Genomic DNA, 26,873 nt, shown 5'->3' on the forward strand with positions numbered 1-26,873 from the left:
GTGGCTTCCTCAGTCGCGACGTTCTACGGGCAGGCCGTCGGCGATCCGGTACCAGTCGGCGCAGGATTCGGCATGAATGTGTTGCTGCGCAACGCTGGGTAACGGCGTATCAAGCGTCCCCAGGGTTACCGACAACCAGTTCGGACGGGGCTGTTCGGCGAACCATTGCAGATTCGAGCCGCAGCGCTGGCAGAAAGTACGGCCTACGCCCGGCGAAGAGCTAAACAGCGCCACCGCCTCTTCGCCCTGGGTAAAGCGAAAGTGCTCGCGCCGCACGTTGCCGTACGTGGCGAACGCTGCACCATGGCCCTTGCGGCACTGGCTGCAATGGCAATGGTTGGCAGATTCGATGGGCCCGTCGATCTGGTACCTGACCGTACCGCAGAGGCAACTTCCACAGTGCATTAGATGTTCCTTAGAACGTGTTTAGGATCTAGCGAGCTAGAGTCATGCAAGGCAAAAACAGGTGAGGAAGCGGAGTTTACGAGTTTGTAAATGAGCATTCCGAGCCTGTTTTTAACGCGGCATGGCCGACGCGTAGCAGGTCATTAACACGTTCTCAGCGATTACCGCGGCGCGCCATGAAGGCCAGGCGCTCCAGCAAGTGCACGTCCTGCTCGTTCTTCACCAGAGCGCCGGCCAGGGGCGGGATGGCCTTGGTCGGGTCGCGCTCGCGCAGCACCGCCTCGCCGATATTGTCGGCCATCAGCAGCTTGAGCCAGTCGACCAGTTCGCTAGTCGAGGGCTTTTTCTTCAGCCCCGGCACCTTGCGCACGTCGAAGAACACGTCGAGGGCTTCGGCCACCAGGCTGTTGCTGATGCCGGGGTAGTGCACGTCGACGATCTTCTGCAGGGTTTGGCGATCCGGGAAGGCGATGTAGTGGAAGAAGCAGCGGCGCAGGAAGGCGTCCGGCAACTCCTTCTCGTTGTTCGAGGTGATGATGATGATCGGGCGCTGCTTGGCCTTGATCGTCTCGTCGGTCTCGTAAACGTAGAACTCCATCTTGTCGAGTTCTTGCAACAAGTCGTTGGGAAACTCGATGTCGGCCTTGTCGATTTCGTCGATCAGCAGCACCACGCGCTCTTCGGCCTCGAAGGCCTCCCACAGCTTGCCTTTCTTGATGTAGTTGCGAACGTCGTGAACCTTCTCGGAGCTCAGTTGCGAATCACGCAGACGGCTCACCGCGTCGTACTCGTACAGCCCCTGGTGAGCCTTGGTGGTGGACTTGATGTGCCAGGTGATCAGGCGCGTGCCGAAGGATTCGGCCAGTTGCTCGGCCAGCAGAGTTTTGCCCGTGCCGGGCTCGCCCTTGACCAGCAGCGGCCGCTGCAGGGTGATGGCCGCATTGACCGCCAGTTTGAGGTCGTCGGTGGCGACATAGGACGGTGTGCCTTCGAACTTCATCGGATAATCCTCGTGCTTCGACGCCGGCCAGCGGCAGGGCGGTTATCAAAGCCGAGACTATAACGTGATGGGATTGCGACTGTGAACGCGCAGCGGCTATTCAGTCACTGAATAGACGTTTCACTCTTCTTTTGCCGCACCCCGCTCGAAGCGGCTGTTGAAGGCTTCGACGAAGCCATTGCGCAGGATGCCGATAAACGCCTGAAAGGCACTGATGTCCTGCTGTTTGGTGCTACCGCGCAGCTCCACGCGGGTGGCAATCTGATCCTGGCGCTGATTTTTCAGCACCTTCTCGCCGCCACCGACCACGGCTTCCCAGATGGAGCGGAAGAAACCTTTGTTTTCATTCTCGACGTCCTGTTGCCAGTCGAACACTTCTACGTTGCGCAGTATCGGCTTGATGTAGCCGCTCAGTTGCGAGTCTTCGGCGAACGCCTCGATCACCAGATCACCGTTGCCGCTTTTGAAATCGAATTTGCCGTAGGCATTTGCCAGATCGTTGAGGCGCGGGAGTTCGATGCCGGTGGCGCGTACGCGGAACTCGAAATCCTGGAAGTTGTGGAAGGGGTCGAACACGGCACTGGCTTCCAGAGGCGCATGGTCTAGCAACTGTGCTTTGCCCTCGAAGCGAGCGACCCGATCACCCTGTTCGTCGGCCACGTTGGTCAGGTTATAGAGGCTGGCCTGGATGGCATTGGCCTGGATCTTCACTGGCGGCGACGCATTGAAATTGTAGAAACCCAGGGTGCCGTCATTCACACGCAATTCGTTGAGGGTAATCGGCAGCAGCTTGTTCAACTGCTCGCGCCAGTCGACGCCTTCACCGGTCTGGGCATCGTCGCGGTTTTCGCTATCGACGAAATTCACTTCGGGCTTCTCGAATACCACCCGGGCGACCACTGCGCGTGCGCTCCAGAGTTCATTCCAGCTCACCGAGATCTCGATCTGCGGCACGGCCACGAACGGCACCGGCACGTCGCGATCTGCCTTGACGATGCGCAGGCCATTGATGCGGTAGCCGCCGCGCCACAAGGCCAGGTCGACATCCTCGACGTGGCCGCGGTAGTCGCCCATGTCGGCGAGCTTCTCGTTCAGGTAGTCGCGCACCACATAGGGCAGGGCGACATGGGCAACCAGCACCAGTGCGAGCAGGCCCAGGCAGATCCATAGCGGCAGGCTGTAGCGGCGTTTCATCGGATGCATCCGTGTAGGCGTAGTCTGGGTTGACTGCAATCGCGCCCGCAGAGTTCGACCTTCCCGACGCTGGACGCCCTGACGCATCGGGCATAGGCTGATGAGCTCAGTCAAGACAAGGAACCGGTACACCATGAGCCGCATATATGCAGACAACGCACAGGCTATCGGCAACACACCTCTGGTGATGATCAACCGCCTCGGGCCCAAGGGCGTGACCATCCTGGCCAAGATCGAGGGGCGCAACCCAGCTTATTCGGTGAAGTGCCGGATCGGCGCCAACATGGTCTGGGATGCCGAGTCCCGTGGCGTGCTTAAGCCGGGCATGACCCTGGTCGAGCCGACGTCGGGCAACACCGGTATCGGTCTGGCCTTCGTCGCCGCTGCCCGTGGTTACAAGTTGGTGCTGACCATGCCGGCGTCCATGAGCCTGGAGCGTCGCAAGGTGCTCAAGGCGCTGGGCGCCGAACTGGTTCTCACCGAGCCAGCCAAGGGCATGAAAGGTGCGATCGAGAAAGCCGCCGAGATCGCTGCCTCCGATACCGCCAAGTACTACATGCCACAGCAGTTCGAAAACCCGGCCAACCCGGCGATCCACGAGAAAACCACCGGCCCGGAAATCTGGAACGACACCGAAGGTGCCGTGGACGTGCTGGTATCTGGCGTCGGCACCGGCGGCACCATCACCGGGGTTTCGCGTTACATCAAGCACACCCAGGGCAAGGCGATCCAGTCCATTGCCGTCGAGCCGGTCTCCTCGCCGGTGATCACCCAGACCCTGGCCGGTGAGGAGGTCAAACCCAGCCCGCACAAGATTCAGGGCATCGGTGCTGGCTTCGTGCCGAAGAACCTCGATTTGTCGGTGGTCGACAGGGTCGAGCAGGTGACCGACGAAGACTCCAAGGCCATGGCCCTGCGCCTGATGCGCGAGGAAGGCATTCTCTGCGGGATTTCCTGCGGCGCGGCGATGGCAGTCGCCGTTCGCCTGGCCGAGAAGCCGGAGATGCAGGGCAAGACCATCGTGGTGATCCTGCCGGACTCCGGCGAGCGCTACCTGTCGAGCATGCTGTTCAGCGACCTGTTCACCGAGCAGGAATTGCAGCAGTAAAGTATTGGCCGCGTAGCCAATCAGATCGCTCCCCACGCTTGAGCGTGGGAGCCATCAAACGAGGTGAATTGGTGGGCTGAAGCCCACCCTACGCCAGCGCCCCTGTAGGGTGGGCTTCAGCCCACCTAATCGATCGTCCGGCACTGCTTTCGAGCCGTAACGGGTAGACGACGCTTCACTTGCACGTCCCGATCCACCCTATGGGATTGGACGGCTGTCTATGCCGGTGCTTTCGTCGCCGGGCGAACCACTAGCCACAACGCGATGGCGATCAATACTCCGCCGTACAGGTGTGCCCAGGACAACGGCTCGTCGAGCAGCAGGGCGCCCCAGAACACGCCGAAGATCGGGATCAGAAAGGTGGTGGTCGACGCCCTGATCGGGCCAATGTCGTTGAGCAGGCGGAAATACAGCACGTAGGCGAAGGCTGTGCAGCCCAGCCCCAGGGCCAGCAGCGATGACCATTCCAGCCAGCCGCCCCAGCTGGCCGGTGGTTGTATCGCCAGCGAACCACCGAACAGCGGCAGCAGGAACAGGCTGGCGCCGCACAGGCTGCCAAACGCGGTGAGGCGATTGTCCAGGTCACCGGCGATCCAGCGCCGTGTGAGGAATCCGGCCAGGCCGTAACATACCGTCGCCAGCAGGCAGGCGAGGGCGCCAAGTACCAGGTCAGTATCCAGCTCCACCGGGCCGCTTCGGGTCAGTACGGCAACCCCGAACAGTCCGAGGGCAACGCCGGCTGCACGGGTCAGGGTCATCGCTTCGGCGAAGAACAGAGCACCGATCAATACCCCCATCATCGGCGTGGTAGCGTTGATGATCGCCGAGTAACCCGCTGGCAACACCAGCGCCGCCAGGCTGTACATGGCCGAGGGTATCCCCGCGTTGATCACGCCCAGCACCAGACACAGGCCCAGCTTGCCGCGAAAATCCCACTTCACTCGCATCAGCAGCAGGATCGCCAGCAGGCCCAGCATGGCGATCGCAGCTCGAAAAAAGGCTGTCGGCATGCTGCCGATCACAGGGGCCACCACGCGCAGGAACAGGAAGCTGGCTCCCCAGATCGACGCAAGTAGCAGAAGGCGCAGCATATCGGCGGGGCGCAAGGCAGGCTCCAGTCTCGGGCGGAAGGCCGGCAGTTTTGCCGGACGTCGTCGGCAAGGCAAGCTCGAAATTGGCTTTCAAAGTCGGCAAGTGCCTGCCGAGCAGGAAACAACCTGCAACCTTGTCCAAGGCTAGTGAGCGCTAGGCTCTGTGCCACCGAGCACTATTGTTTGAACAAGCGCTCTGGCACGCGGGTCGCACGTCAGGCTCGAAAGAACCATAATTGCGCCGCTCTGCATCAGCCATCCCTATCAGGATGGTCGCGCCAAATACGCTTCGCCGAAGAATTAAGGAACACGCCCATGAGCTGTAACTCGCCTGCGCAATTGCCCGAGCTGTCTCGCCTGGCTAAGGCCATCCTGTTATGCAGCTGCGCCGCTGCGGGGACGGCACAGGCAGCGGAGCCTGCCAGCAGCCTGGTACTTGAACCCAGCGTGGTGACCGGCTCGCGTAGCGCGATGCAGAGTTTCGACCTGCCATTCTCGGTGGACGGTATCGACCGCGAGCAGATCAGTGATGGTCAATTGGGCATCAATGCTTCCGAGGTGCTGACACGTGTGCCCGGGCTGGTGGTGCAGAACCGCCAGAACTATGCCCAGGACTTGCAGATATCCTCCCGTGGTTTCGGCGCCCGTTCGGCTTTCGGCGTGCGCGGTTTGAAGCTGATCACTGATGGTATCCCTGCCAGCACGCCTGACGGCCAGGGGCAGGCGGCGACCTTCAACCTGGATACCGCCGACCGTATCGAAGTGCTACGTGGCCCGGCCTCGACGCTGTATGGCAGCAACGCCGGCGGGGTGATCCAGATGTTTTCCCGTGACGGTGTTGGCCGGCCGCGTATCGGTGCCGAGACCCTGATCGGCAGCGACGGCCTGACACGCAACCACCTCACCGCCGAAGGCGAGGCGGATGGCGTGGGCTTCGTGCTCGACGCCTCGCGGATGGACACCGACGGTTACCGAGACCACAGCTCGGCGCGCCGTGATCAGACCTTCGCCAAACTCAATTTCAAACCGGATGAAGACAGCAAGCTGGCGTTGATCTACAGCAGTCTGGAGCAAAATGGTACGCAGGATCCGTTGGGGCAGACATGGGAGGCCTACAAGGCCGATCCGCGTTCGGTGGCGGTCAATGCGCTGAACTTCAATACCCGCAAGAGCATCGACCACCAGCAACTGGGCGCCAACTATGAGCGCTATTTTGGTGACGCGACGCTGCAGGCGACGGCCTATACGGGTAAACGCAGCGTGATTCAATATCTGGCCATTCCCCAAGGGCCACAGGGCAACCCGAATCACAGTGGTGGGGTAGTCGATTTCGACCGCGAATTTCATGGCGGCAGTGTTCGCTGGCTGCAACCGGTGGATGGGGTGGCGGGTGATCTGCGGCTGGTGTTCGGTCTGGATTACGATCAGAGCCGTGACGATCGCCGCGGTTACGAGAATTTCTCCGGCTCTCAAGTAGGCGTCAAAGGCGCGTTGCGCCGCGACGAAGTCGACACCGTCACCAGCCTGGATCCCTACGCTCAGGCGACCTGGACACTCGGCGACTGGACGCTGCAGGGCGGCCTGCGCTACAGCACTGTAGAGGTGGACGTCGATGACAAATACATCGTCGGTGCCAATGGTGACGACAGCGGCACCCGACGTTATGAAAAGGCCACGCCTTCGGTCAGTCTGGGTTACGCCTTCACGCCTGACCTGAATGGCTATGTCAGCGTCGGCAAGGGTTTCGAAACGCCGAGTCAGGCCGAGCTGGCCTACTCGCAGGGCAATGCTGGTTTCAACTATGGCCTGGAGCCGTCGGAAAGCACCCAGTACGAAATTGGCCTGAAAGCTCGCGTCGCCGAAGGCACCCGCGTCAATGCCGCGATCTTCCAGATCACCACCGATGATGAAATCGTCGTGCTGGAAAACAGCGGCGGCCGCACCAGCTACCAGAATGCCGGCAAGACCCTGCGCCGCGGTTTCGAACTGGGGGTAGAGAGCCAGTTCAATGAGCAATGGTCGGCAGCGCTGGCTTATACCTATTTGGCTGCGACCTATGATTCGCGCTTCGTCGCAGGCAGCAATACCATCGACAAGGGTAACAACCTGCCTGGCGTGCCACGCACTACGCTGTTCGGCGAAGTGGCCTGGAAGCCAGTCGATGGCATCAGCACTGCCGTGGAAGGCCTGTATCGCAGCAAGGTGTACGTCGAGGACACCAACACCGATAAAGCCGCGCCGAGTTACGCGGTCTTCAATTGGCGTACCCGCTTCGAGCAGAACCTCGGTGCATGGAAGACCCACCAGACCTTGCGCCTGGATAATCTGTTGGATAAGCAGTATGTCGGCTCGGTGATCGTTGGCGATGGCAACGACCGTTATTACGAAGCGGCACCCGGGCGTTCCTGGTATGCAGGGGCGGGCGTGGAATATCAATTCTGATCAAACCGACGGGGCCGCAGCGTCGGCCCTCGACTTTCAGCAGAAGCAAAGCGACGGTCGGTAGCGCCTTGCAACGGTTGGAGGCTTGTTACATCTCCCCTAGTGCGAAGGTTTCGGCTACTCTCAAGTCAAGCGGTCACCATAGCCGCGTGCAGTCGAGGAGATCTCTTATGAAAGCCTGGTTCGAAAAACTTGCCGCACAGCTCAATGCCCTGTTTGTTCAGCGCATGCAGCCGATCCCAATCCGCAGTGAAGAGCAGCGCCGTTTGGCAGCAGAGCGCCAGCGCCGCCGCTGAGTGTCGCTGCGTCATTGATCTGGAAGCGTCGCCAGCGGCGCTTCGATGTTCACGCCTGTATCCCCGCCCAGGGACTGATACAGCGTGACTGCATTTATCAGCTGGTTCAGACGATTCTCCGCCAGGGTGATCTGCGCCGTGCGGCGGGTGTCCTGCGCGCTCAGCCAGGACTGCAGATCCACAGCCCCTGATTCGTAACGAATACGATAGATACGTTCTGCCTCGCTGGCTGCATCCAGTGCGCGGCTGCGCATGCCTCCCTGCTCGGCATAATGACGCCGCCCCGCCAGCCCGTTCTCCACGTCGGCCAATGCCTGATACAGGCTCTGGCGGAAGTCCGTCACCGCCAGCTCGTAGTCGGTTTTCGAGACCGCGACGTTGAGCTTCATCTGATTCCACTGCAGGAACGGCATGGCCAGGCTGGCACCCACGGCGCCGACCGGATTCTGCAGCAGATTGCTCAGCGCCGAACTGGAATAGCCCAACGTGCCGGTCAGGCTCAGGTCCGGGTAATAGCTGGCGCGGGTGGCATCCACGGATTTCAGGCTACTGCGCAGGCGCAGTTCAGCAGCGCGCAGATCCGGGCGTCGAGCCAGCAGGCTGGCCGGTAAATCTGCACCCACGGCCGGTAATACGCTGCCTTGCAGGCTCTGCAGTTCAGTCAGGCTCACCGGGCTGGCACCATCGAACAGCACGGCCAGGGCGTTGCGCTGCTCGACCCGTTGCTGGCGCAGATCCACTTCACTGGCAAGCTGGGTTTCCAGGCTCTGCCTGGCCTCGGCGAGCTCCAGCGCCGAAGCTTGGCCGGCATCGTATTGCACCTGAACCAGCTGCAGGGTTTGCTGTGCGTACTCGATGCTCGCGGCGCTGGCCGCCAGGCGTTCGTTGAGATAGCCGATCTGCCAATACAAGGTCGCCACCGTCCCCGCCAGTGACAAGCGGGTAGCGGCGTAATCCTGCTCGGTCGCCAGCGCCTCGAGCTCGGCTGCATCGGTGGCGCTGCCCAGACGGTTCCACAGATCGGCCTCCCAGCTCACCGAGCCGGTCAGCGAATAGCTATGAGCGGTGCTGCCTTCACCGCGCAGGGCGCGAGTACGGTCGGCACTCAGGCCGCTGCTGAGCTGGGGGAACTGACCGTCGCGGGTCAGCCCAGCCTGCAATTGTGCGCGGCGTACGTTCAGCAATGCGGTGCCGATATCGTTGTTGCGGGTCAGCGCCGCCTCGATCAGTCGATCCAGCTCCGGATCGTTGAAGGCTTTCCACCAGGCCTGGCCGCTGCTGGCCTGCTGTTCGCCAGGCTGCTGCCAACTGGCGGGCACGTTCAGCGCTGGGCGCTCGTAGGGTGTGGAGAGCAGCGAGCTGCAGCCGCCCAGAGCAAGGGCGACGAGCAGAGACAGAGGTTTCAGGTAATGGCTGTGCATGATCGGTTACTCGCGAGACAGGGCGTCGACAGGATCGAGGCGGGCGGCATTGCGGGCTGGCAGGAAACCGAACACCAGGCCAATGACCGTGGAACAGAGAAACGCAGCGATGATCGAGCCGCTGGAAAACACCAGGCTGAATTCACTGGTGAAATGGCTGAACAGCGCGCCGAAGGCCAGCGCCGACAGCACCCCCAGTGCGCCGCCGATCAAGCAGACCAGCACCGCCTCGATCAGGAACTGGCGAAGGATGTCGTTCTGCCGGGCGCCTACCGCCATGCGCACGCCGATCTCACGGGTACGCTCGGTGACCGACACCAGCATGATGTTCATCACCCCGATGCCGCCGACCAGCAAGGAGATCAGGGCGATGGCCGAGATCAGCAGGGTCATGGTCTGGCTGGTCTTCTCGATGGTCTGGCGGATGGTGTCGGTGTTCATCACAAAGAAGTCCTGCACCCCGTGACGGCGCGTGAGCAGGCGGATGATGCCCTGCTCGGCGGCATCGCTGGACACGCTGTCGTCGACCCGCACAGTGATGCTTTCCAGGTACGACTGGCCGAGCATGCGGTTCATCACCGCGGTGTAGGGTAGATAGACGCGTAGCGAATCGCTGCCGCCGAAGTTGCTCTGGATGGGGTCGAGCACGCCGACCACGCGCACCGGTACGTTGCCCAGCAGGATCACCTGGCCGAGCGCCTGTTTGCCGGCGAACAGCTTCTTGTAGGTGTTGTCATCGATGACCGCGCTCTGCGCCGACTCGCGTACCGCCTTGGCGTCGAACGCGCGGCCCTGGGCGAAGGTGTAGCCCTTGGCGCGGAAGAACTGTTCGCCCACGCCGCTGGTGGATACGGTCAGCGCCTGCTCGCGGTAGCGCAGGGTGCCGGAGCTGGAAACCGACGGCGTGACGCTGTCGACGAAAGCCTGGCCGGCCAGGGCGTCGGCATCGGCCGGCACCAGCGTCTGGATCCGTCCGGAGCGGCGGTCACCAAAGCCGCTACCCGGATAGATGTCGATGGTGTTGGTGCCGATCGCGCTGATGTTTTCCATGATCTTCTGCTGCGAGCCCTGACCGAGCGCTACCACCGAGACCACCGAGGCGATGCCGATGATGATGCCGAGCATGGTCAGAAAAGTCCGTAGCTTGTGCGACAGCATCGCCAGCAGGGCCATGCGCAGGGCCTCGCGGAACTGGCCGAAACTGGCCTTCAAGGCATTAGCGACCCGCGCCGGCGCCGGTTCAGGCATGGCGGGCACGTCGTCCTCGGCAGGGCGCAGGCGGCGATCGGCGATGATGCAGCCGTCGCTGATCTCGATGACTCGGTCGGCGATTTCCGCGACCTTCATGTCGTGGGTGACGATGATCACCGTGTGCCCGGCGGCATGCAGCTCGCGCAGCAGCTTGAGCATTTCCTCGCCGCTGTGGCTGTCCAGGGCGCCAGTGGGTTCGTCGGCGAGAATCACCTGGCCGCCATTCATCAGCGCCCGGGCGATGGATACGCGTTGTTGCTGGCCACCGGAAAGCTGGTTTGGCCTGTGGCTCAGGCGTTCGCCCAGACCGAGCCGCTGCAGCAGTGCTTCGGCGCGCTCGCGGCGGCTGGCGGCGTCCTTGCCGGCGTAGATGGCCGGCACTTCGACGTTGCCCACGGCGTCCAGATCGCCAAGCAGGTGGTAGCGCTGGAAGATGAAGCCGAAATACTCGCGGCGCAGTTCGGCCAGCTCATCGGGAGAGAGCTTGCCGGTCTCCCGGCCAGCGATGCGGTAGGTGCCGGCGCTGGCTCTGTCCAGGCAACCGAGGATGTTCATCAGTGTCGACTTGCCCGAACCGGAGGTGCCGATGATCGCTACCATCTCGCCCTGTTCGATGCTCAGGTCGACATCCTTGAGCACGGCAATGGTCTGCTCCCCAGCGGGGAATTCGCGGCGCAGGCCGCTGAGTTCTAAGAGTGCCATATCAGAGCCTCATCGGCCCGCGCATGCGCAGGGTGGTGCTGGAGCCGGCCGCGGCGTCGCCGAGTACCACCTTGTCGCCGGTCTCCAGGCCTTCTAGCACCTGAGCGTTGATCGAGTCTTCCAGGCCGGTGCGGATCTGTCGTGCCTCGACCTTGCCGTCCTTGAGCACCTGCACGGTGTAGCTGCCGTCACGGTTGGCGCTGCCCAACGCCGACACCGGAACGCTCGTCGCGCCTTTGACGCTGTCGAGGACGATGTTCACTTCGGTGGTCATGGAAATGCGCAGCTTGCCGTCCGGGTTTGGCACGTCGAACACGGCGATGTAGTACACCGCCGTATCGGTGGAGGTGGTCGACGATGAACTGCTCGAGGTGCTGTCGCTGGTGTTGATCGAGTCCGGTGCCGGTTCGATCATGCGCAGCGTGGCTTCATAGCGTTTGCCGGGCTCGCCGAGAATGGTGAAGTACACCGGCAGGCCGGGCTGCAGGTTGACCACGTCGGCCTCGGAGATTTCGGCGCGTACGGTCATCTTGTCGAGCTGGGCGACCTTGACGATGGTCGGCGCCGACTGCGCCGAGTTGACCGTCTGGCCTTCCTTGACCACCACGCCGACCACGGTGCCGTCGATGGGCGCGACGATCTTGGTGTAGCCGAGATCGACTTCGGCGGTGGATACCTGGATCTGTGCCTGCTGAATCTGCGCGTCCAGCGCGGCGACCTGGGCCTTGGCGGTGTTCAGGTCGGCCTCGGCAGTCTCGTAGCTTTCCCGCGAGCTGGCGTTCTGGGCAAGCATTGATTTCTGCCGATTGAAGGCGAGCTGCGCCTTTTTCAAGTTCGCGGCCTGCACTGCGCGTTGGGCCTTGACGTTGGCCAGCGCGGCCTTGGCATTGGCCAGGTCGTTCTGCTGGGTCAGGGAGTCGATCTCGGCGATGGGGTCGCCCTGTTTGACCAGGTCACCGAAGTCGACGTGTAGCTTGGTGACTTGGCCGGACACCTGGGCGCCGACACTGACCTGCTTGAAGGCTTCCAGTGTGCCGGTGGCAATGACCGTTTGCTCGATGCTGGCCTGGCGAACCTCGGCAGTCAGCAGGCCGTTGCCTGGCGTTGGCTGCAGCCAACGGTTGAGCGCATAGCCGCCCAATGCCAGGGCAGCGATGGCGGGAATCAGGAGCAGCAGCTTGGTTCTTGGCATGGTGATGGCACACAACGAATTTGGATGCAGCCACTATAGGGAGGCGCTCATCTGCGTTGGGTAAGAGCGAGGTAAGGTTCTGTCAGGAATAGGTAAAGTTCGTGGCCGGACGACCGGCAACGGTTATTTGTGACCCAGCAAATGCGGCAAGGCTCTCAAGTCACCGACGCGCTTGCCGACATTATGGAAAGCCCGATCAGGTAAGCAGGAAACAGGCGTGGCAGGGAGCCGAGTGCGACGACTCCAATGTGCCATTTCGCTCGTGCTTAGTTGTTTAAAACCAAACGCCTACCTGTGCTGGCGCGGCAGCATTGCTGTGCTAGACATAGTGGAGTGGCAGGGATGTACCCTTCACGAACTAAAGGATTGCAACCATGCGTCAGAATCTGCCGGTGACTCAGCGGGAAAGGACTTTTCCTGGTCATGAGCGGTTGATCTCCACCACCGATCTGAACAGCAAGATCACCTACTGCAACGACGCATTCGTTGCCATCAGCGGCTTCACTCGTGAGGAACTGATCGGCCAGCCCCACAACCTGGTACGCCACCCGGACATGCCGCCAGCGGTATTCGGCCACATGTGGGAGACCATCAAGCAGGGCAAACCCTGGATGGGGATCGTCAAGAATCGCTCGAAGAACGGCGATTACTACTGGGTCAGTGCCTACGTCACGCCGATCTACCAGAACGGCCAGGTGTCGGGTTACGAATCGGTGCGCTCGCTGCCCAGTGAAGACCAGAAACGCCGCGCCGAGGCGCTGTACGCCAGATTGCGGGCCGGAAAATCCCCGGTACCGAAGATCGAGTACCTGACCTACGACCTGATTCGTTCCTGGCCGCTGATTCTCGCCACGCTGGTGATCCTAGCGGCCCAAACGCTGCTCGCCGGGCCGTGGCTGGCGGCGCTTATCGTGGTGGTGATGGCTGCTCTGGGCTCCTATCAGCTGTACGCCAAGCGCTCTCTGATTCGCCGCACACTGGCCGACCATCCCAAAGCCTTCACCAGCAGCCTGGTGGCGCTGACCTACAGCGAGAGCCGCGGCGCTCAGGCGTTGCTGGACATGGCCATGATCAGCGAAGAAGCGCGCCTGCAGACGGCGCTGACACGCCTCGAAGATGCTGGCGTCAACGTCAAGAAACAGGCCGCTCAGTCAGCCGGCTTCTCTCGAGCGGGTGCCGAGATGCTCGATCAGCAGCGCAGCGAGACCGATCAGTCGGCCACGGCCATCAACCAGATGGCGGCAACCATTCAGGAAGTCACCCAGAACGTGCAGAGCACCAGCCATGCCGCCGAAGAGGCCGATCGCCTGGCCAAGGAAGGGCGGCAACTGGCCGGTGGCAGCCTGGAGTCCATGCAGCACATGGCTAAGGCGGTCGCCGACATCGGCCAGGCGGTGAACGACCTGGCAAACTCCACCCAGTCCATCGGCAGCGTCGCCGACGTGATCACCTCGATTGCCGAACAGACCAACCTGCTGGCGCTCAACGCTGCTATCGAGGCGGCGCGCGCGGGCGAGCAGGGGCGTGGTTTTGCCGTGGTTGCCGATGAGGTGCGTTCGCTAGCTTCACGTACGCGCGAGTCGACCCAGCAGATTCATCAGATCATCGCGTCCCTGCGCGCCGGCGCCGAACGTGCGGTGGTCACGGCCGGGCGAGGGGAGGAGATCTCCCGGGAGAGCGTGCAGAGCGTCGAGGCGGTGCGTATCGCGCTCGATGGCATCAGTGAATCGGTCAGCCGCATCACTGGGATGAGCCAGCAGATTGCCGCCGCTTCCGAAGAGCAGGGCCAGGTGGCCGAGGACATCAGCCGGCAGATCACCCGCATCGCCCACCTTTCCGAGCAGGGTGCCGAGCAGGCTCACCAGGGGGCCGCCATCGGTAAGGAGCTGGAGACCATGGCCGACTACCTGCACAGCCTGGCCGAGCGCTTCAACCGCTAGGGTCTGTTGCCGTTTCACGCACGGCAACGCGGCTCGCGTTGAAACGGCAACAGACCCTAGGCCAGTGGGCGGCTGTCTTTGTTGATCAGTCGCTCATGCAGTTCTACCGTCAAGCCTTCGATCCGCTCGCTCAGTTGCTTGGTGATGGACGTCAGTTCGGTATTCTGACGAATCAGATCCAGCAACTGAGCACTCTGTTGCGCCGCGTTCTCCAGGCGTTTCTCGTTGGCAACGGCCAGTTCTTCACGGTGTTTTGCATCGGCCTCCGAATGCGCTTTATCGCGGGCCGCCTGGCGGGTCTGAGCCAGCAGGATCAGGGGCGCCGCATAGGCGGCCTGCAGGCTGAACGCGAGGTTGAGCAAAATGAATGGATAGGGATCGAAGCTGCCCAGGCCACTAGCGTTTGCTGCGATCCAGGCCGCTACGATCAGGGTTTGCACGCCAAGAAACATCGGGGTGCCGAAGAATCGGGCGAAGGCTTCTGCCTTGAGCGCGAAAGTGTCGTTACCAAAAGGGTTGGCCAGGTGGGCGTGGGGGCGATGGAAGCGCAACGGGTCGAGTGGGGAAGCGGAGGGTTTCTCGGCAGGCGTGTTCATTGGCGGCTCCATGGGGGCAGGGCGCGCAGCGGTGAGTCGGCCGGCAGGGCGCTTGGTCGGAGCACCACGACGGCTGTCTGGTTGCCACTGCAGCTTACGCGGCAGTTGGCTTGTGGCACACTGCCTCGCTGAGGAGAACCACCGATGTCACGCCCCCGCTGTTCCCGCTGCAAACGCCCCGAAAGCCATTGCTTGTGCGCGCTGATTCCAGATTTGCCCAGCCGTACCGAAATCCTCGTGCTGCAGCATCCCGATGAAGTCGATCACGCCCTGAACACCGCCAATCTGGCTGTGCTCGGCCTGCGCAATGCGACGCTGCGGATAGGTGAGGTGTTTGAGGATCTTCCGCTGTGGCTGGCGCAACCGGGCTACCGAACCTGTTTGTTGTTTCCGGGGGACGATGCGCAGCCGCTGGAGAGCCTGGTCTATGAAACGGATGACAGGCCGTTGCGCCTGGTGGTGCCTGATGGCACCTGGCGCAAAGCGCGCAAGCTGCTGCATCTCAATCCTGCGTTGGCAGCGCTGCCGCGGGTGACCCTGTCGAATGTGCCGCCCTCACGCTATCGCCTGCGCAAGGCGCCGATGGAAGGATCGTTGTCGACCCTCGAGGCAATCGTCGCTGCATTGAACGTGCTGGAGGCACCGGCTGATTATCAGGCCCTGCTGAAACCCTTCGATGCCCTTATCGAAGGGCAGATCACGGCGATGGGCGAGGAAACGTTCAGGCGCAATCACCTGCATTCATAGGTGTTTGTGGGCTGAAGCTCACCCTACGGGGTGCGCGCGTGTCGTAGGCTGGGCTTCAGCCCACCAATAGCGGCGCCCGCTTCAGGCGAAGGTGCCATCTCGGAAGTCGCGCATCGCCTGTTCGATTTCTTCCCGGCTGTTCATCACGAAAGGCCCGTATTGCACGATGGGCTCGTTCAGCGGCTTGCCAGCGAGCAGTAGCACTCGAGCCCCCGTGCTGCTGCTCAGATGCAATTCACCCTGATCATCCAGGCGAACCAGCCTGCCAGCTTTCACTTCGTGGCTGCGTTGCACATGAGCGTTGCCCTGGTACACGTAAAGCAGAGCGCGGTGGCCGTCGGGCAGGGTGGGGCTCAAGGTGCTGCCTGCCGGAATATGCAGATCGAGGAGATAGGGATCGGTACTGGGGCGCTGCACTGCGCCTGCCTGAACGATGTCGCCCTCGGCGAAGGTGCCGGCGATGACCACCACTTCGGCGCCACTGGCAGTACGCACGCGGGGAATCTGCGAGGCCGGGATGTCGCGGTAGTCCGGGGCGGCCATCTTGCTGTCGGCGGGCAGGTTGAGCCATAGCTGGAAGCCGCGCATGGCACCTTGCTCCTGCTCCGGCATTTCGCTGTGGATGATGCCGCGTGCAGCGGTCATCCACTGCACGTCACCGCCCTGCAGCAGCCCGACATTGCCCAGATGATCCTCGTGGCGCATGCGCCCTTCGAGCATGTAGGTAATGGTTTCGAAGCCGCGGTGTGGGTGCGGCGGAAAGCCGGCGATATAGTCGTCGGCGTTCTCGGTGCTGAACTCGTCGAGCATCAGGAAGGGGTCGAAGCGCTCGATGCCGCCGCCGCCGATCACTCGATTGAGGCGCACGCCGGCACCGTCGGAAGCGGGCTGGCCCGGCTGAATGGCGAGTACATTGCGTAGTTGGGTCATGCTGAAGGCTCCTGGAACGCGATGGCCCATGTTAGGCGAGGCGAACCAGGATATGGGTAGGAAAACTCTGTGTTATCGATCAACAAAGCCGATGTTGAAGGGCGGCGCCACTGGACGCCGCCCTTCGTATCACTCGGCGATCTGCAGCTTGCGCGATTCGGTATAGAAGAAGCGCAGCTTCTCGTATTCGAACGGCGAGTTTATCTGGCCGTAGCGGAAGCTGGTGGTCGAGCGCTGATCGACGCCCCTGAGCAGGGTGACTTCCGGATGATCGCTGGCGACCTCGGCCATGTTGAGGTAATTGACCGCTTGTGCGACGCCGAAGTCCGTCACCAGGCCACCGGTGTCGCGCAGGTTCGACGGCCCGAGAATCGGCAGCATCAGATATGGGCCGGCGGGGGTTCCGTAGAAACCCAGGGTCTGGCCGAAGTCCTCACGCTGCTTGGGCAAGCCCATGAGGGTGGCTGGATCCCACAGTCCGGCAACCCCGAGCGTGGTATTGAACAGCAGGCGTGCCGTGGTGTTCAGTGCGCGCTGCCCCTTGAGCTGCGCCACGCTGTTGAACAGGTTGGGTACGTCACCCAGGTTGCTAAAGAAGTTGGTCACACCCTTCTGCACGAAGCCCGGTGTGATGTAGCGGTATCCGTCGACCACGGGCAGAAACACCCACTCATCGAAACGATAGTTGAAGTGGTAGACACGACGGTTCCACGACTCCAGCGGATCGAACACTTCCAGCGCGGATAGCGTCGAGCGTTCGAACTCGCGCTGATCCAGACCGGGGTTGAACTTGAGCTTGCTCAGCGGTTGCTTGAAGCCGTCGTCCTCGATGGTGGTCTGGGCAACGGCAGTGCCGCAGGTCAGCAGGGCGGCGAACAGCGTGAGAGTAGGAAAGGACTTAGCCACGGAAGAACTCCAACATGTCTTTGCTGTTGACGCGGTAATTGAGGTTGCCGCAGTGGCCGCCCAGCGGGTACACGGTCAAGCGATCGCCCATGGTACGGCGCAGAAAACCGAGGTCGCCTGGGCCAAGAATCACATCGTCAGCGTTATGCATCACAGCGATTTTTGGGCTGTTCTTCAGGTAATCCTCGATACCGTACAGGCTCACCTCATTGATCAGTTGGGTCATGCTGCCGCCGTCATAGCGGGCACGCCACATCGGAATCAGCTGTTCGGCCATGTAACAGTCGAAGTCGCACTGCAGAGCGCGGCGGAAGAACGGCGTCAGGCTGGTGCCCTCGCCAATCGGATAATCCACTGGAGTGATCAGGCCGCGACGGTTGATCAGATCCGATGTGAAGGCGATATCGGCAGCCGAGAAGCGGAAAGAGGTGCCGATCAGCATGGCCATCTGTTCGTCGGTCAAGTGCTCCTTGGACTGCTGAAAGTCATACAGCAGCGCGTCGTTGATATCGACGTACCCCTTGTCCTGGAAGTAACGGGTCAGTTTGCCCAGCACCAGTTCATAGAAGGTGGTGCGGTTGCTGATGCCCTTGACCTCGGTCTGTACCAGGCGATCCAGGTTGGTGATCGAGGTGTACAGGTTGACCGGTGGGTTGAGCATCAGCACGCGCTTGAAGTTGAAGCTGCGGCGTGTCTCGTCCAACTGGCTGACGAATGCGGCGTGCAGGGCGCCGAGGCTGTAACCGGTGAGGTAGAAGTCGGTGACTTCCAGGCGCGGATGCTGAGCACGCACCGCCTGCATGGCGCGATACAGGTCTTCGGCATCGTCACGGCTGATACCCGGCGTGGCGAAGCGCGAGGCTGAGGTCATGAAGTCGTAGCTGGTCGGCGATGACAACTGCACGACGTGGTAGCCCGCACCATAGAACAGTTTCTTCAGGTATTCAGGCGTGCTGCTCGAGTAATGCGCACCGGTGCCGGCGATGATGAAGATCAGCGGCGCCGGGCCTTTCTGCTCGGCCAGCCGGTAACGCATCTTGGTCACTGCCCAGAAGTTGTCCGGCAGCTGGAATTCGCGTTCCGGGCGCAGGCGAACCTGATAGTCCTTCTGGTTGATATCGGCATCGTCCGGTAACTCAGGCCGCAGCTCCGGCGGCGTGGTGGCGATAGTCGCCTCGAACGGATTGGTTAGCGGATAGCCATAAGTCTGAGGGTCGACATCGGCGGCCCAGAGTGGGGTGCTGAGCAGTAGGCCGCTAAGCAGGGCAGCAAGGCGGGGAATGAAAGACATACAAGATCCCTTTGGAAGAGAACATTCTTTTCAGAGGTGGGCGGGGCTGCCCGTGCTTTCGGCATCAGCCGCGATGACTAGGACAACTGCCTATGTGTCAAAGTGCCATGGGAAATTATCGTCCTGCTGCATGCCAATGAAGTAGATACCGGATTTACGAGCAAAGGTCGAGGTTGCGCGGTTTTCAGCGCCTTTGCACTTGCCACCATTTGTGACTTGCATCCACCCGGCGGGAGATTATGCTGAGCGCCATTTCGATGCCCTCTGGAGTGCCGCATGCCCCGCCGTCTGTCTGTCGTTGTGCTGGTGATCGCCGCCGTTCTGTGTGTGATCGCCAGTTATGGCTTGCGTTATCTGCTTATGGAGGGTGATCAGTGGGTAGGTCGTTGTGTCGACGACCCAGAGAATCTGGCCTGCCAGGTTCGCGCTACCCTGGGCTGGATGATTCATTTGAGAATAATCGCCTGGGCTGCCCTCGGTTGCGCCGTGCTGGCCTTCGTGTTGCCAGGTGCCTGGGGCTGGCGCCTGGCGGTGCCAGGGCTGCTGCTTGGTTTACCGGCTCTCGCGCTCTACACCGCCAGCCTGGCGGTGTTCGCGGTGGTACTGGCGCTGTTGCGCTTGGTACGCGCGCCCACTTCGGCAGCGGGCTGATAGTGCCTGGCGCAGCGCTCGAACGCTGCGCCAGTTGCTCCTAGCGTCCCTTCGAGCGTTTCAGGCTGCGCCACAGCGCGGCTGCCAGCAGCGCGCTGGTAATCGCCCAGCCAATGGCCTGCAGGTTATCCAGCGTCTCTTCATACAGCTGCGGCACGATGCCTGCGGCAATCAGCAGCCCCAACAGGGCAATCTCCCGACGTGGCGCCGCAACCGGGCGTAGCAGGTAAACCAGCGCCGGCAGCAACAGCGCTGCACTGGGGAAGCTGCGATAGCGGGCGTCGGTGACCATCGCCAGCATCATCACCGCACCGGCGAAGCCGGCCGCCGCCAGCCACCAGCCTGCACGGCGCTCCAACCAGCTGAATGCCTGGGCACGCCAGCCCGAGGCTGTGGAGAGCGACAGTGCTGCATGGGCTATTACCAGCAGGTTGAGTGCGAGCAAGGCGCCAGCCCACAGCCATTCGCCGACATAGCGGCTGGTGACCCAGGACAACTCTGCCCACAGGCCAACGCATGCAGCACCCAGCGCGGCCAACAGTGGTAGTAGCACGGCGTTGCGGGTCGAGCTCGGGCGACCGCCTACCAGTAAACCGAAGGCCAGAACGCCGCCGCTGATGGCCAGCCAGAGCGGCCAGTGCGGCAGGTTGGAAACAGGCCCCGCGAGGATCGATTTGTCCTGGCGGTCGGCGTCATACAAACCCCAGAAACCACCCACAGCGCCTTCGCTGACGCGTTTCCACGGCTGATCGAAGGCTTCAATCAGGTTGTAGCGCCAGCCGTGCTGTTCGGCCAGTGCGACGAAGCCACGAATGAAAGTGGCCTGGTTGACGCGGCTGGGTACTGCGGTTTCACGCTGGCGGCCTTCGCTGGGCCAGCCGGTTTCGCCGATCATGATGTCTTTGGGCGCGAACTGCTTGCCGAACAATTCGCGCACTTCGGTCACTTCATGCAGGGCCGCGTCGATGCCAGCCGGATCATCTTCCCAGTAAGGCAGCAGGTGAATGGTGATGAAGTCCACTGCCGGGGCCACTTCGGGGTGCTTGAGCCAGAACTCCCAGACATCAGCGTAGGTCACCGGCTGGGTGATTTCGGCTTTGACCTGGTTGATCAGTTCGACCAGTTGCCCACCCGTGACTTCCTTGCGCAGCAACGCTTCATTGCCGACGATCACTGCTTCGACGACATCCGGGTTTTCCTTGGCCAGTTTGATCAGGCCCTGAATTTCGATGGCCGTGTCATGGGGGTTACGGCTCACCCAGGCGCCGGTGATCAGCTTCAGGCCGTGCTTGCGCGCCAGATCCGGTAGCGACTCGAGGCCGGTGACCGAATAGGTGCGGATGCATTGGAAGCGTTCGGCAAGCAATGCAAGATCGGTGTCCATCTGCTCCGGATGAATCTGCAGAGGTAGATCGAAGGGGGACTGATCCTTGCCAAACGGTGTGTAGGACGCACACTGCAGCTTATGCGTGGGCGTCGCGGCATCGGCCAACACGACGGGTTTGCCAATGGTTTGCCAGAGGCTGCCAAGCGCGAGAAAACCGATGATGCAGGCACAGATATAGGGGAGTAACGGAAAGCGAGCGTTGGCGGGCATGATCAAACACGCGTGGTAGGGGAGACGCGCATCTTAGCGGCGAGATGGGGCTTTAGATAGCGGCGAAAAATACGTTAACAATCCCGAGATTTGACAACCGATGCAAGCTGGCTAGTTTTGACTATGCGGCGTTAGGGATGTCCGCGTCGCTCAATCCGAGTGAACTCTAAAAGGATGTTGAATCATGCAAAAATCTATGTTGCAAACCGTGCTGTTTGTTGTGCTCGCCAGTGCCTCTCTGCTGGTCAGCGCCAACGAAAGTGCCAAAACCCCAACTACTGAGCCAGTCGCTCAGCAAGTTGCCGAACTCAACCCGATCAACCTCAATACTGCCGATGCTGAAACCTTGCAGCGCGAGCTCAGTGGGGTTGGTGCCGTCAAAGCTCAAGCTATCGTCAGCTACCGGGATACTCACGGCGAGTTCGCCTCGGTCGACGAGTTGCTAGAGGTCAAGGGTGTTGGTGAGGCCTTGCTGGAGCGTAATCGCACCAAGCTAACCGTCAGCCAGTAACGCTAACTCACGCGTTGTACCCGAGCCGCTCGGCCCTTCTGGGGCGAGCGGCGTTTTTATGGGCTGCACGCCTTCTTTTGGTAGGTTTTCTGGCGTCGCGTCCGATGAGTCTTGGCGTCGAATACCCAGCGTATCTGCGTTTGGGGAGGTTGGCTCATTTCATGCTCTCCGATCAACAGAAGCCTGCTGCGCCGATAAATTAACGCTCTAGGCATGGGATGCGCAGTTGGCACCCTTGTTGCAATTACCTCTGCAAAGCACACGCGGCGTCAAAAAACCGCGGTCAGTGGAGGAAGGGTTATGAGTCAGGGTGTCGCGTTCAATCGTCTAATGCTGGAAATGCGCTCCATGCAGGCTGAGGCCATGGCACGCAAGCCGGCAGTCTCCGAAACCCAAGAAGCCGGCGCGCCGAGCTTTTCGGACATGCTCGGGCAGGCGGTGAATAAGGTCAGCGAAACCCAGCAGGCTTCCAGCCAACTGTCCACGGCCTTCGAAATGGGCCAAAGCGGGGTTGACCTGACCGATGTGATGATTGCTTCGCAGAAGGCCAGCGTTTCTTTCCAGGCCATGACACAGGTACGCAATAAGCTGGTTCAGGCGTACCAAGACATCATGCAAATGCCGGTTTAAGAGGTAGATCCCGATCATGGCCGACGCACTTGCTGCAAACGTACCCGCCACTTCCGCTGGCAGCGCGCCGAAAAAGCCGCTGTTCGGGTTGACGTTCCTGGAAAATCTCTCCGATATGCCGTTGCTGCGCCAGCTCGGGCTGCTGGTCGGTCTGGCCGCCAGTGTGGCGATTGGTTTTGCCGTAGTGCTCTGGTCACAGCAACCGGATTACAAGCCGCTGTACGGCAGCCTTAATGGCATGGATGCGACCCAGGTGTTGGAAACGCTGACGACTGCGAACATCACCTACACCATTGAACCGAACTCGGGTGCGCTGCTGGTTAAATCCGACGATCTGTCGCGTGCGCGCATTCTCTTGGCCTCGGCTGGCGTAGCGCCGACCGACACCAGCATCGGTTTCGAAATTCTCGACAAGGAGCAGGGACTCGGTACCAGCCAGTTCATGGAGGCGACCCGTTATCGCCGTGGCCTGGAAGGCGAGTTGGCACGTACCGTGTCGAGCCTGAACAACGTCAAGGCCGCGCGCGTGCACTTGGCCATTCCGAAGAGCTCGGTATTCGTCCGTGACGAGCGCAAGCCCAGTGCTTCGGTACTGGTCGAGCTTTATTCGGGCCGCAATCTGGAGCCAAGCCAGGTGATGGCGATCGTCAATCTGGTCGCCAGCAGCGTGCCGGAAATGGACAAGGGCCAGGTCACCGTGGTCGATCAAAAGGGCAACCTGCTGTCCGACCAACAGGAAATGTCCGAACTGAGCATGGCCGGCAAGCAGTTCGATTACAGCCGCCGTATGGAAAGCCTCTTTACCCAGCGCGTGCACAACATCCTGCAGCCGGTGCTCGGCATGGGCCGCTACAAGGCTGAAGTATCGGCCGATGTGGATTTCAGCGCAGTCGAGTCGACCTCGGAGACCTTCAACCCGGATCAGCCAGCGCTACGCAGCGAGCAGCAAGTCAATGAACAACGCAGCAGCGGCAGCGGTCCGCAAGGCGTGCCTGGCGCCCTGAGCAATCAGCCTCCTGGCCCTGCTGCCGCGCCGCAACAGGCTGGCGGTGCCGCCGCGCCTGGTGGCCCGATTGCCCCCGGCCAACCTCTGGTCGATGCCAATGGCCAGCAGATCATGGATCCGGCGACCGGGCAGCCGATGTTGGCGCCATACCCGGCCGACAAGCGCGATCAGTCGACCCGTAATTTCGAGCTAGATCGTTCGGTCAGTTACACCAAGCAGCAACAAGGTCGCCTGCGCCGGCTTTCCGTCGCCGTGGTGGTAGATGATCAGATGCGTGTCGACCCGGCCACCGGTGAAGCCACCCGTGTGCCGTGAACCAGTGATGACCTGGCGCGTTTCACTCGCCTGGTGCAGGACTCGGTAGGCTTCGATGCCAGCCGCGGTGACAGCGTCAGCGTGATCAACACTGCCTTCAGCAGTGAAGTCAGCGAAGTGATCGAAATGCCGTGGTACCAGAGTGAGCTTTTCCTCATGGCTATGGGCGGTCTAAAGTCGCTGTTCCCGGCCTTGTTGATCTTCCTATTGGTGTGGTTCGTGTTGCGCCCTGTGCTCAACAACATCACCGGTGGCGGCAAGGGTAAAGAACTGGCCATGGCTGGCGGTGGTCGCGATGGCGACGTAGACCTGGGTGAAATGGGTAGTCTGGATGGCCAGTTGTCGTCCGACCGGGTGAGCCTCGGTGGCCCGCAAAGCATTCTCCTACCCAGCCCGAGCGAGGGGTATGATGCGCAACTGAACGCGATCAAAAGCCTGGTCGCCGAAGACCCGGGTCGTGTAGCCCAGGTGGTCAAAGACTGGATCAATGCTGATGAATGACAACCGTACCACCGCCAAGATGAGCAAGGTCGAGAAGGCTGCGATTCTTCTGCTTTCGCTCGGTGAAACCGATGCGGCCCAAGTGCTTCGTCATCTGGGGCCCAAGGAAGTGCAGCGAGTGGGTGTGGCCATGGCCGGCATGCGCAACATTCATCGTGAGCAGGTCGAACAGGTGATGGGTGAGTTCGTCGAAACCGTCGGCGACCAAACCAGCCTGGGCGTGGGGGCTGACGGTTATATACGCAAAATGCTTACCCAGGCGCTCGGTGAGGACAAGGCCGGCAACCTGATCGACCGTATCCTGCTGGGTGGCAGCACCAGCGGCCTGGACAGTTTGAAGTGGATGGAACCGCGAGCCGTGGCCGATGTGATTCGCTACGAGCACCCGCAGATTCAGGCCATTGTGGTGGCCTATCTGGATCCGGATCAGGCGGGCGAGGTTCTGGGACATTTCGATCACAAGGTACGTCTGGATATCGTCCTGCGTGTGTCGTCGCTGAACACCGTGCAGCCCGCGGCGCTCAAGGAACTCAATCTGATCCTCGAGAAGCAGTTCTCCGGCAGCTCCAACACTACCCGCGCCACCATGGGCGGGGTCAAGCGCGCCGCCGACATCATGAACTACCTCGACAGTTCGGTAGAAGGGCAGTTGATGGACTCGATTCGCGAGGTCGACGAAGACCTGTCGTCGCAGATCGAAGACCTGATGTTCGTCTTCGATAACCTGGCCGATGTTGACGACCGCGGAATCCAGGCGCTGTTGCGCGAGGTTTCCTCCGATGTGCTGGTGTTGGCGCTCAAGGGGGCGGACGAGGCGATCAAGGAGAAGGTGTTCAAGAACATGTCCAAACGTGCGGCCGAGCTGTTGCGTGATGATCTCGAGGCCAAAGGGCCTGTGCGCGTCAGCGACGTCGAGACGGCGCAGAAAGAAATTCTCACCATCGCTCGACGTATGGCCGATGCCGGCGAAATCGTCCTGGGTGGTAAAGGTGGCGAGGAGATGGTTTAACCCATGGCCGGCAAGGAACCCGCCAGCGAGCTGATTCGCGCCAAGGATCTGGGCAGCGTCAATCGCTGGTCGCTACCCAGTTTCGACGAGCATGTTGAGGTGCCGGAAGAGGTACCTGCTTCTGGCGTAGCGGCTGCAGAGGCGCAACCGCCTGAGCCGCAGGAGAGCGAAGAGGTTGCCCTGGAAGATGTCAAACCCTTGACGCTCGATGAGCTTGAGGCCATTCGCCAGGATGCTTACAACGAAGGTTTCGCAACGGGCGAAAAAGATGGCTTCCGCGCCGGTCAACTCAAGGCCAAGCAGGAAGCCGATGCCGCGCTGGCGAGCCGCGTCAATGCGCTCGAACAAGTGATGAGCCATCTGTTCGAGCCAATCGCCGAGCAAGACCAGCAGCTCGAAGTAGCTCTGGTGGCCTTGGTTGGGCAGATCACCCGTGAGGTCATTCAGCGTGAGCTGAGTCGCGACTCCAGTCAGATCCGCCAGGTATTGCGCGAGGCGCTAAAACTGCTGCCCATGGGCGCAGAAAATATCCGCATTCACCTCAATCCGCAGGACTTCGAGCAGGTCAAGGCGCTGCGTGATCGCCATGAAGAAAACTGGCGGATTCTCGAAGATGATTCTCTGCTGCCCGGCGGCTGCCGAGTAGAAAGCGAGCACAGTCGCATTGACGCCAGTGTCGAAACGCGTCTTAGCCAAGCGCTCAAGCAATTGTTCGAGCAGCAGCGCGAGCATGCGACGACTCCACGTTCCGCCGACATGCATATCGAACTGGATGACGCCAATGCGCCTTGAGCGCATTAGCTTTGCCCGCCGCATGGAGGGCTATGGCGACGCGGTGAAGTTGCCATCTCAGCCCGTCGTCGAGGGCCGCCTGCTGCGCATGGTTGGCCTGACCCTCGAAGCCGAAGGCTTGCGCGCTGCGCTGGGCAGCCGCTGCCTGGTGATCAACGATGACAGTTATCACCCGGTGCAGGTGGAAGCCGAGGTGATGGGCTTTTCCGCCGGCAAGATTTACCTCATGCCGGTCGGCAGCCTGGCCGGTATCGCTCCTGGTGCGCGCGTGGTGCCGCTGCCAGATACCGGGCGTCTGCCCATGGGCATGTCCATGCTCGGCCGCGTGCTCGACGGCGCTGGCCGTGCCCTGGACGGCAAGGGCGGGATGAAAGCCGAAGACTGGGTGCCCATGGACGGCCCGACCATCAACCCGCTCAAACGTCACCCGATCAGCGAGCCGCTGGATGTCGGTATTCGCAGCATCAATGGCTTGCTCACCGTCGGCCGCGGCCAGCGCCTCGGACTGTTTGCCGGTACTGGCGTGGGTAAGTCGGTGCTGCTGGGCATGATGACCCGCTTTACCGAGGCCGATATCATCGTGGTCGGGTTGATCGGCGAGCGGGGCCGTGAGGTAAAGGAGTTCATCGACGAGATTCTTGGCAGCGAGGGCATCAAGCGTTCTGTGGTGGTGGCGTCGCCAGCCGATGATGCGCCATTGATGCGCCTGCGAGCGGCCATGTATTGCACACGGATCGCCGAGTACTTTCGTGACAAGGGCAAGAATGTCCTGCTGCTGATGGATTCTCTGACCCGTTTCGCCCAGGCCCAGCGTGAAATTGCCCTGGCCATTGGTGAGCCACCAGCGACCAAGGGCTATCCACCGTCGGTATTCGCCAAATTGCCGCGTCTGGTCGAGCGTGCCGGTAACGCCGAGGAGGGTGGTGGGTCGATCACTGCGTTCTATACCGTGCTGTCGGAAGGTGATGACCAGCAAGACCCCATCGCTGATGCTGCCCGTGGCGTGCTCGACGGTCACTTTGTACTGTCCCGGCGTCTGGCCGAGGAAGGGCATTACCCCGCAATCGATATCGAAGCGTCCATTAGCCGGGTCATGCCTCAGGTGGTCAGTGCTGAGCACATGCGCAACGCCCAGCGTTTTAAACAGCTGTGGTCGCGTTACCAGCAGAGTCGCGATTTGATCAGCGTGGGCGCCTATGTGCCTGGTGGTGATGCCGATACTGATTTGGCCATCGCCCGCCAGCCGGTGATGGTGCGCTACTTACGTCAAAGCTTGGGCGAAAGCGAAAGCCTGGACAGCAGCCGTGACCTGCTGGCCGCGGTGCTGAACCCCAGTACGGCGCCCTAAT

General features: G+C 61.4%; 23 protein-coding genes and 1 pseudogene. 12 read left to right on the forward strand and 12 right to left on the reverse strand.

Going from position 1 to position 26,873, the window contains the following annotated elements; translation table 11 throughout:
• Positions 1-9: 9 nt before the first annotated feature.
• The 3 genes from ACZ0AI_RS03420 to ACZ0AI_RS03430 form a co-directional block, all read right to left on the reverse strand.
• Positions 10-405, reverse strand: a complete 396-nt coding sequence (locus ACZ0AI_RS03420; protein WP_463564568.1) for a GFA family protein — start codon at positions 403-405, stop codon at positions 10-12.
• A gap of 154 nt (positions 406-559) precedes the next feature.
• Positions 560-1,405 (reverse strand): AAA family ATPase, encoded by an 846-nt coding sequence (locus tag ACZ0AI_RS03425; RefSeq protein WP_042555768.1) that lies wholly within the window; start codon positions 1,403-1,405, stop codon positions 560-562.
• A gap of 120 nt (positions 1,406-1,525) precedes the next feature.
• The gene (locus ACZ0AI_RS03430) at positions 1,526-2,608 is read right to left on the reverse strand and encodes a DUF748 domain-containing protein (RefSeq protein WP_463564569.1); all 1,083 of its coding nucleotides are present in this window, start codon (positions 2,606-2,608) and stop codon (positions 1,526-1,528) included.
• 124 nt (positions 2,609-2,732) lie between these two features.
• On the opposite strand from ACZ0AI_RS03430, the gene cysK reads away from it, so the two are divergent.
• Positions 2,733-3,707, forward strand: coding sequence for a cysteine synthase A (gene cysK / locus ACZ0AI_RS03435; RefSeq protein WP_225831733.1), 975 nt, complete (start codon positions 2,733-2,735; stop codon positions 3,705-3,707).
• Positions 3,708-3,925: 218 nt separating this feature from the next.
• Here the strand turns inward: cysK and ACZ0AI_RS03440 are convergent, their stop codons facing one another.
• Positions 3,926-4,813, reverse strand: coding sequence for a DMT family transporter (locus ACZ0AI_RS03440; RefSeq protein ID WP_463564570.1), 888 nt, complete (start codon positions 4,811-4,813; stop codon positions 3,926-3,928).
• Between the two features lie 300 nt (positions 4,814-5,113).
• Between ACZ0AI_RS03440 and ACZ0AI_RS03445 the strand changes: the two genes are divergently transcribed.
• Together ACZ0AI_RS03445 and ACZ0AI_RS03450 are read left to right on the forward strand one after the other, a co-directional pair.
• The gene (locus ACZ0AI_RS03445) at positions 5,114-7,240 is read left to right on the forward strand and encodes a TonB-dependent receptor family protein (protein ID WP_463564571.1); all 2,127 of its coding nucleotides are present in this window, start codon (positions 5,114-5,116) and stop codon (positions 7,238-7,240) included.
• Between the two features lie 170 nt (positions 7,241-7,410).
• Positions 7,411-7,536 carry a PA1414 family protein gene (locus ACZ0AI_RS03450; protein WP_268945231.1) on the forward strand — a complete coding sequence of 42 codons (126 nt, stop codon included), beginning with the start codon at positions 7,411-7,413 and terminating at the stop codon, positions 7,534-7,536.
• Positions 7,537-7,547: 11 nt separating this feature from the next.
• Here the strand turns inward: ACZ0AI_RS03450 and ACZ0AI_RS03455 are convergent, their stop codons facing one another.
• The 3 genes from ACZ0AI_RS03455 to ACZ0AI_RS03465 are packed head-to-tail and all read right to left on the reverse strand — an operon-like array spanning position 7,548 to position 12,102.
• Complete coding sequence (locus ACZ0AI_RS03455; RefSeq protein ID WP_463564572.1) at positions 7,548-8,957, reverse strand: efflux transporter outer membrane subunit; 1,410 nt, start codon at positions 8,955-8,957, stop codon at positions 7,548-7,550.
• 6 nt (positions 8,958-8,963) lie between these two features.
• On the reverse strand, positions 8,964-10,910 hold the full coding sequence (locus ACZ0AI_RS03460) for a MacB family efflux pump subunit (protein ID WP_463564573.1): 1,947 nt from the start codon (positions 10,908-10,910) through the stop codon (positions 8,964-8,966).
• Between the two features lies 1 nt (position 10,911).
• Positions 10,912-12,102: an efflux RND transporter periplasmic adaptor subunit gene (locus ACZ0AI_RS03465; protein WP_463564574.1), complete on the reverse strand. Its 1,191-nt coding sequence runs from the start codon at positions 12,100-12,102 to the stop codon at positions 10,912-10,914.
• Between the two features lie 374 nt (positions 12,103-12,476).
• On the opposite strand from ACZ0AI_RS03465, the gene ACZ0AI_RS03470 reads away from it, so the two are divergent.
• Entirely contained in the window at positions 12,477-14,042 is a 1,566-nt protein-coding gene (locus tag ACZ0AI_RS03470; protein WP_463564575.1) for a methyl-accepting chemotaxis protein, read from the forward strand.
• Positions 14,043-14,098: 56 nt separating this feature from the next.
• Here the strand turns inward: ACZ0AI_RS03470 and ACZ0AI_RS03475 are convergent, their stop codons facing one another.
• On the reverse strand, positions 14,099-14,638 hold the full coding sequence (locus ACZ0AI_RS03475; RefSeq protein ID WP_463564576.1) for a DUF1003 domain-containing protein: 540 nt from the start codon (positions 14,636-14,638) through the stop codon (positions 14,099-14,101).
• A gap of 144 nt (positions 14,639-14,782) precedes the next feature.
• Between ACZ0AI_RS03475 and ACZ0AI_RS03480 the strand changes: the two genes are divergently transcribed.
• Positions 14,783-15,385: a tRNA-uridine aminocarboxypropyltransferase gene (locus ACZ0AI_RS03480; protein WP_463564577.1), complete on the forward strand. Its 603-nt coding sequence runs from the start codon at positions 14,783-14,785 to the stop codon at positions 15,383-15,385.
• An 81-nt stretch (positions 15,386-15,466) separates the two neighbouring features.
• Here ACZ0AI_RS03480 and ACZ0AI_RS03485 read toward each other — a convergent pair whose 3' ends face one another.
• From ACZ0AI_RS03485 to ACZ0AI_RS03495, 3 genes are all read right to left on the reverse strand, one after another.
• A complete protein-coding gene (locus ACZ0AI_RS03485; RefSeq protein WP_463564578.1) occupies positions 15,467-16,315 on the reverse strand; it encodes a pirin family protein in 849 nt (282 codons plus the stop codon).
• Positions 16,316-16,444: 129 nt separating this feature from the next.
• Positions 16,445-17,194 carry an MlaA family lipoprotein gene (locus tag ACZ0AI_RS03490; RefSeq protein ID WP_225839695.1) on the reverse strand — a complete coding sequence of 250 codons (750 nt, stop codon included), beginning with the start codon at positions 17,192-17,194 and terminating at the stop codon, positions 16,445-16,447.
• A 19-nt stretch (positions 17,195-17,213) separates the two neighbouring features.
• Positions 17,214-18,512, reverse strand: coding sequence for a serine/threonine protein kinase (locus tag ACZ0AI_RS03495; protein WP_463564579.1), 1,299 nt, complete (start codon positions 18,510-18,512; stop codon positions 17,214-17,216).
• Between the two features lie 276 nt (positions 18,513-18,788).
• On the opposite strand from ACZ0AI_RS03495, the gene ACZ0AI_RS03500 reads away from it, so the two are divergent.
• Positions 18,789-19,163, forward strand: coding sequence for a hypothetical protein (locus tag ACZ0AI_RS03500; protein WP_463564580.1), 375 nt, complete (start codon positions 18,789-18,791; stop codon positions 19,161-19,163).
• Between the two features lie 40 nt (positions 19,164-19,203).
• On the opposite strand, the gene ACZ0AI_RS03505 is transcribed toward ACZ0AI_RS03500, so the two are convergent.
• Positions 19,204-20,760: a glycoside hydrolase family 17 protein gene (locus ACZ0AI_RS03505; RefSeq protein WP_463564581.1), complete on the reverse strand. Its 1,557-nt coding sequence runs from the start codon at positions 20,758-20,760 to the stop codon at positions 19,204-19,206.
• A 184-nt stretch (positions 20,761-20,944) separates the two neighbouring features.
• On the opposite strand from ACZ0AI_RS03505, the gene ACZ0AI_RS03510 reads away from it, so the two are divergent.
• From ACZ0AI_RS03510 to fliI, 6 genes and pseudogenes are all read left to right on the forward strand, one after another.
• Positions 20,945-21,271 (forward strand): ComEA family DNA-binding protein, encoded by a 327-nt coding sequence (locus ACZ0AI_RS03510; protein ID WP_463564582.1) that lies wholly within the window; start codon positions 20,945-20,947, stop codon positions 21,269-21,271.
• A gap of 300 nt (positions 21,272-21,571) precedes the next feature.
• Positions 21,572-21,901: a flagellar hook-basal body complex protein FliE gene (gene fliE / locus ACZ0AI_RS03515; protein ID WP_463564583.1), complete on the forward strand. Its 330-nt coding sequence runs from the start codon at positions 21,572-21,574 to the stop codon at positions 21,899-21,901.
• A gap of 16 nt (positions 21,902-21,917) precedes the next feature.
• Positions 21,918-23,723 (forward strand): annotated as a pseudogene (fliF, locus tag ACZ0AI_RS03520) (flagellar basal-body MS-ring/collar protein FliF).
• The gene (fliG, locus tag ACZ0AI_RS03525; protein ID WP_463564584.1) at positions 23,716-24,732 is read left to right on the forward strand and encodes a flagellar motor switch protein FliG; all 1,017 of its coding nucleotides are present in this window, start codon (positions 23,716-23,718) and stop codon (positions 24,730-24,732) included. Before fliF ends, fliG begins: the two are co-directional and overlap by 8 nt.
• A gap of 3 nt (positions 24,733-24,735) precedes the next feature.
• Entirely contained in the window at positions 24,736-25,524 is a 789-nt protein-coding gene (gene fliH / locus ACZ0AI_RS03530; RefSeq protein ID WP_463564585.1) for a flagellar assembly protein FliH, read from the forward strand.
• The gene (gene fliI, locus ACZ0AI_RS03535) at positions 25,514-26,872 is read left to right on the forward strand and encodes a flagellar protein export ATPase FliI (RefSeq protein WP_463564586.1); all 1,359 of its coding nucleotides are present in this window, start codon (positions 25,514-25,516) and stop codon (positions 26,870-26,872) included. The genes fliH and fliI overlap by 11 nt, the downstream gene beginning before the upstream one ends.
• Position 26,873 lies beyond the last annotated feature (1 nt).

Source organism: Pseudomonas sp. AC355 (assembly GCF_979258205.1).

Coding starts and splice junctions, on each gene's coding strand:
- ACZ0AI_RS03420 (WP_463564568.1), bottom strand. CDS start 405: ATGCACTGTGGAAGTTGCCTCTGCGGTACGGTCAGGTACCAGATCGAC.
- ACZ0AI_RS03425 (WP_042555768.1), bottom strand. CDS start 1,405: ATGAAGTTCGAAGGCACACCGTCCTATGTCGCCACCGACGACCTCAAA.
- ACZ0AI_RS03430 (WP_463564569.1), bottom strand. CDS start 2,608: ATGCATCCGATGAAACGCCGCTACAGCCTGCCGCTATGGATCTGCCTG.
- cysK (WP_225831733.1), top strand. CDS start 2,733: ATGAGCCGCATATATGCAGACAACGCACAGGCTATCGGCAACACACCT.
- ACZ0AI_RS03445 (WP_463564571.1), top strand. CDS start 5,114: ATGAGCTGTAACTCGCCTGCGCAATTGCCCGAGCTGTCTCGCCTGGCT.
- ACZ0AI_RS03450 (WP_268945231.1), top strand. CDS start 7,411: ATGAAAGCCTGGTTCGAAAAACTTGCCGCACAGCTCAATGCCCTGTTT.
- ACZ0AI_RS03455 (WP_463564572.1), bottom strand. CDS start 8,957: ATGCACAGCCATTACCTGAAACCTCTGTCTCTGCTCGTCGCCCTTGCT.
- ACZ0AI_RS03460 (WP_463564573.1), bottom strand. CDS start 10,910: ATGGCACTCTTAGAACTCAGCGGCCTGCGCCGCGAATTCCCCGCTGGG.
- ACZ0AI_RS03465 (WP_463564574.1), bottom strand. CDS start 12,102: ATGCCAAGAACCAAGCTGCTGCTCCTGATTCCCGCCATCGCTGCCCTG.
- ACZ0AI_RS03470 (WP_463564575.1), top strand. CDS start 12,477: ATGCGTCAGAATCTGCCGGTGACTCAGCGGGAAAGGACTTTTCCTGGT.
- ACZ0AI_RS03475 (WP_463564576.1), bottom strand. CDS start 14,638: ATGAACACGCCTGCCGAGAAACCCTCCGCTTCCCCACTCGACCCGTTG.
- ACZ0AI_RS03480 (WP_463564577.1), top strand. CDS start 14,783: ATGTCACGCCCCCGCTGTTCCCGCTGCAAACGCCCCGAAAGCCATTGC.
- ACZ0AI_RS03485 (WP_463564578.1), bottom strand. CDS start 16,315: ATGACCCAACTACGCAATGTACTCGCCATTCAGCCGGGCCAGCCCGCT.
- ACZ0AI_RS03495 (WP_463564579.1), bottom strand. CDS start 18,512: ATGTCTTTCATTCCCCGCCTTGCTGCCCTGCTTAGCGGCCTACTGCTC.
- ACZ0AI_RS03500 (WP_463564580.1), top strand. CDS start 18,789: ATGCCCCGCCGTCTGTCTGTCGTTGTGCTGGTGATCGCCGCCGTTCTG.
- ACZ0AI_RS03505 (WP_463564581.1), bottom strand. CDS start 20,760: ATGCCCGCCAACGCTCGCTTTCCGTTACTCCCCTATATCTGTGCCTGC.
- ACZ0AI_RS03510 (WP_463564582.1), top strand. CDS start 20,945: ATGCAAAAATCTATGTTGCAAACCGTGCTGTTTGTTGTGCTCGCCAGT.
- fliE (WP_463564583.1), top strand. CDS start 21,572: ATGAGTCAGGGTGTCGCGTTCAATCGTCTAATGCTGGAAATGCGCTCC.
- fliG (WP_463564584.1), top strand. CDS start 23,716: ATGAATGACAACCGTACCACCGCCAAGATGAGCAAGGTCGAGAAGGCT.
- fliH (WP_463564585.1), top strand. CDS start 24,736: ATGGCCGGCAAGGAACCCGCCAGCGAGCTGATTCGCGCCAAGGATCTG.
- fliI (WP_463564586.1), top strand. CDS start 25,514: ATGCGCCTTGAGCGCATTAGCTTTGCCCGCCGCATGGAGGGCTATGGC.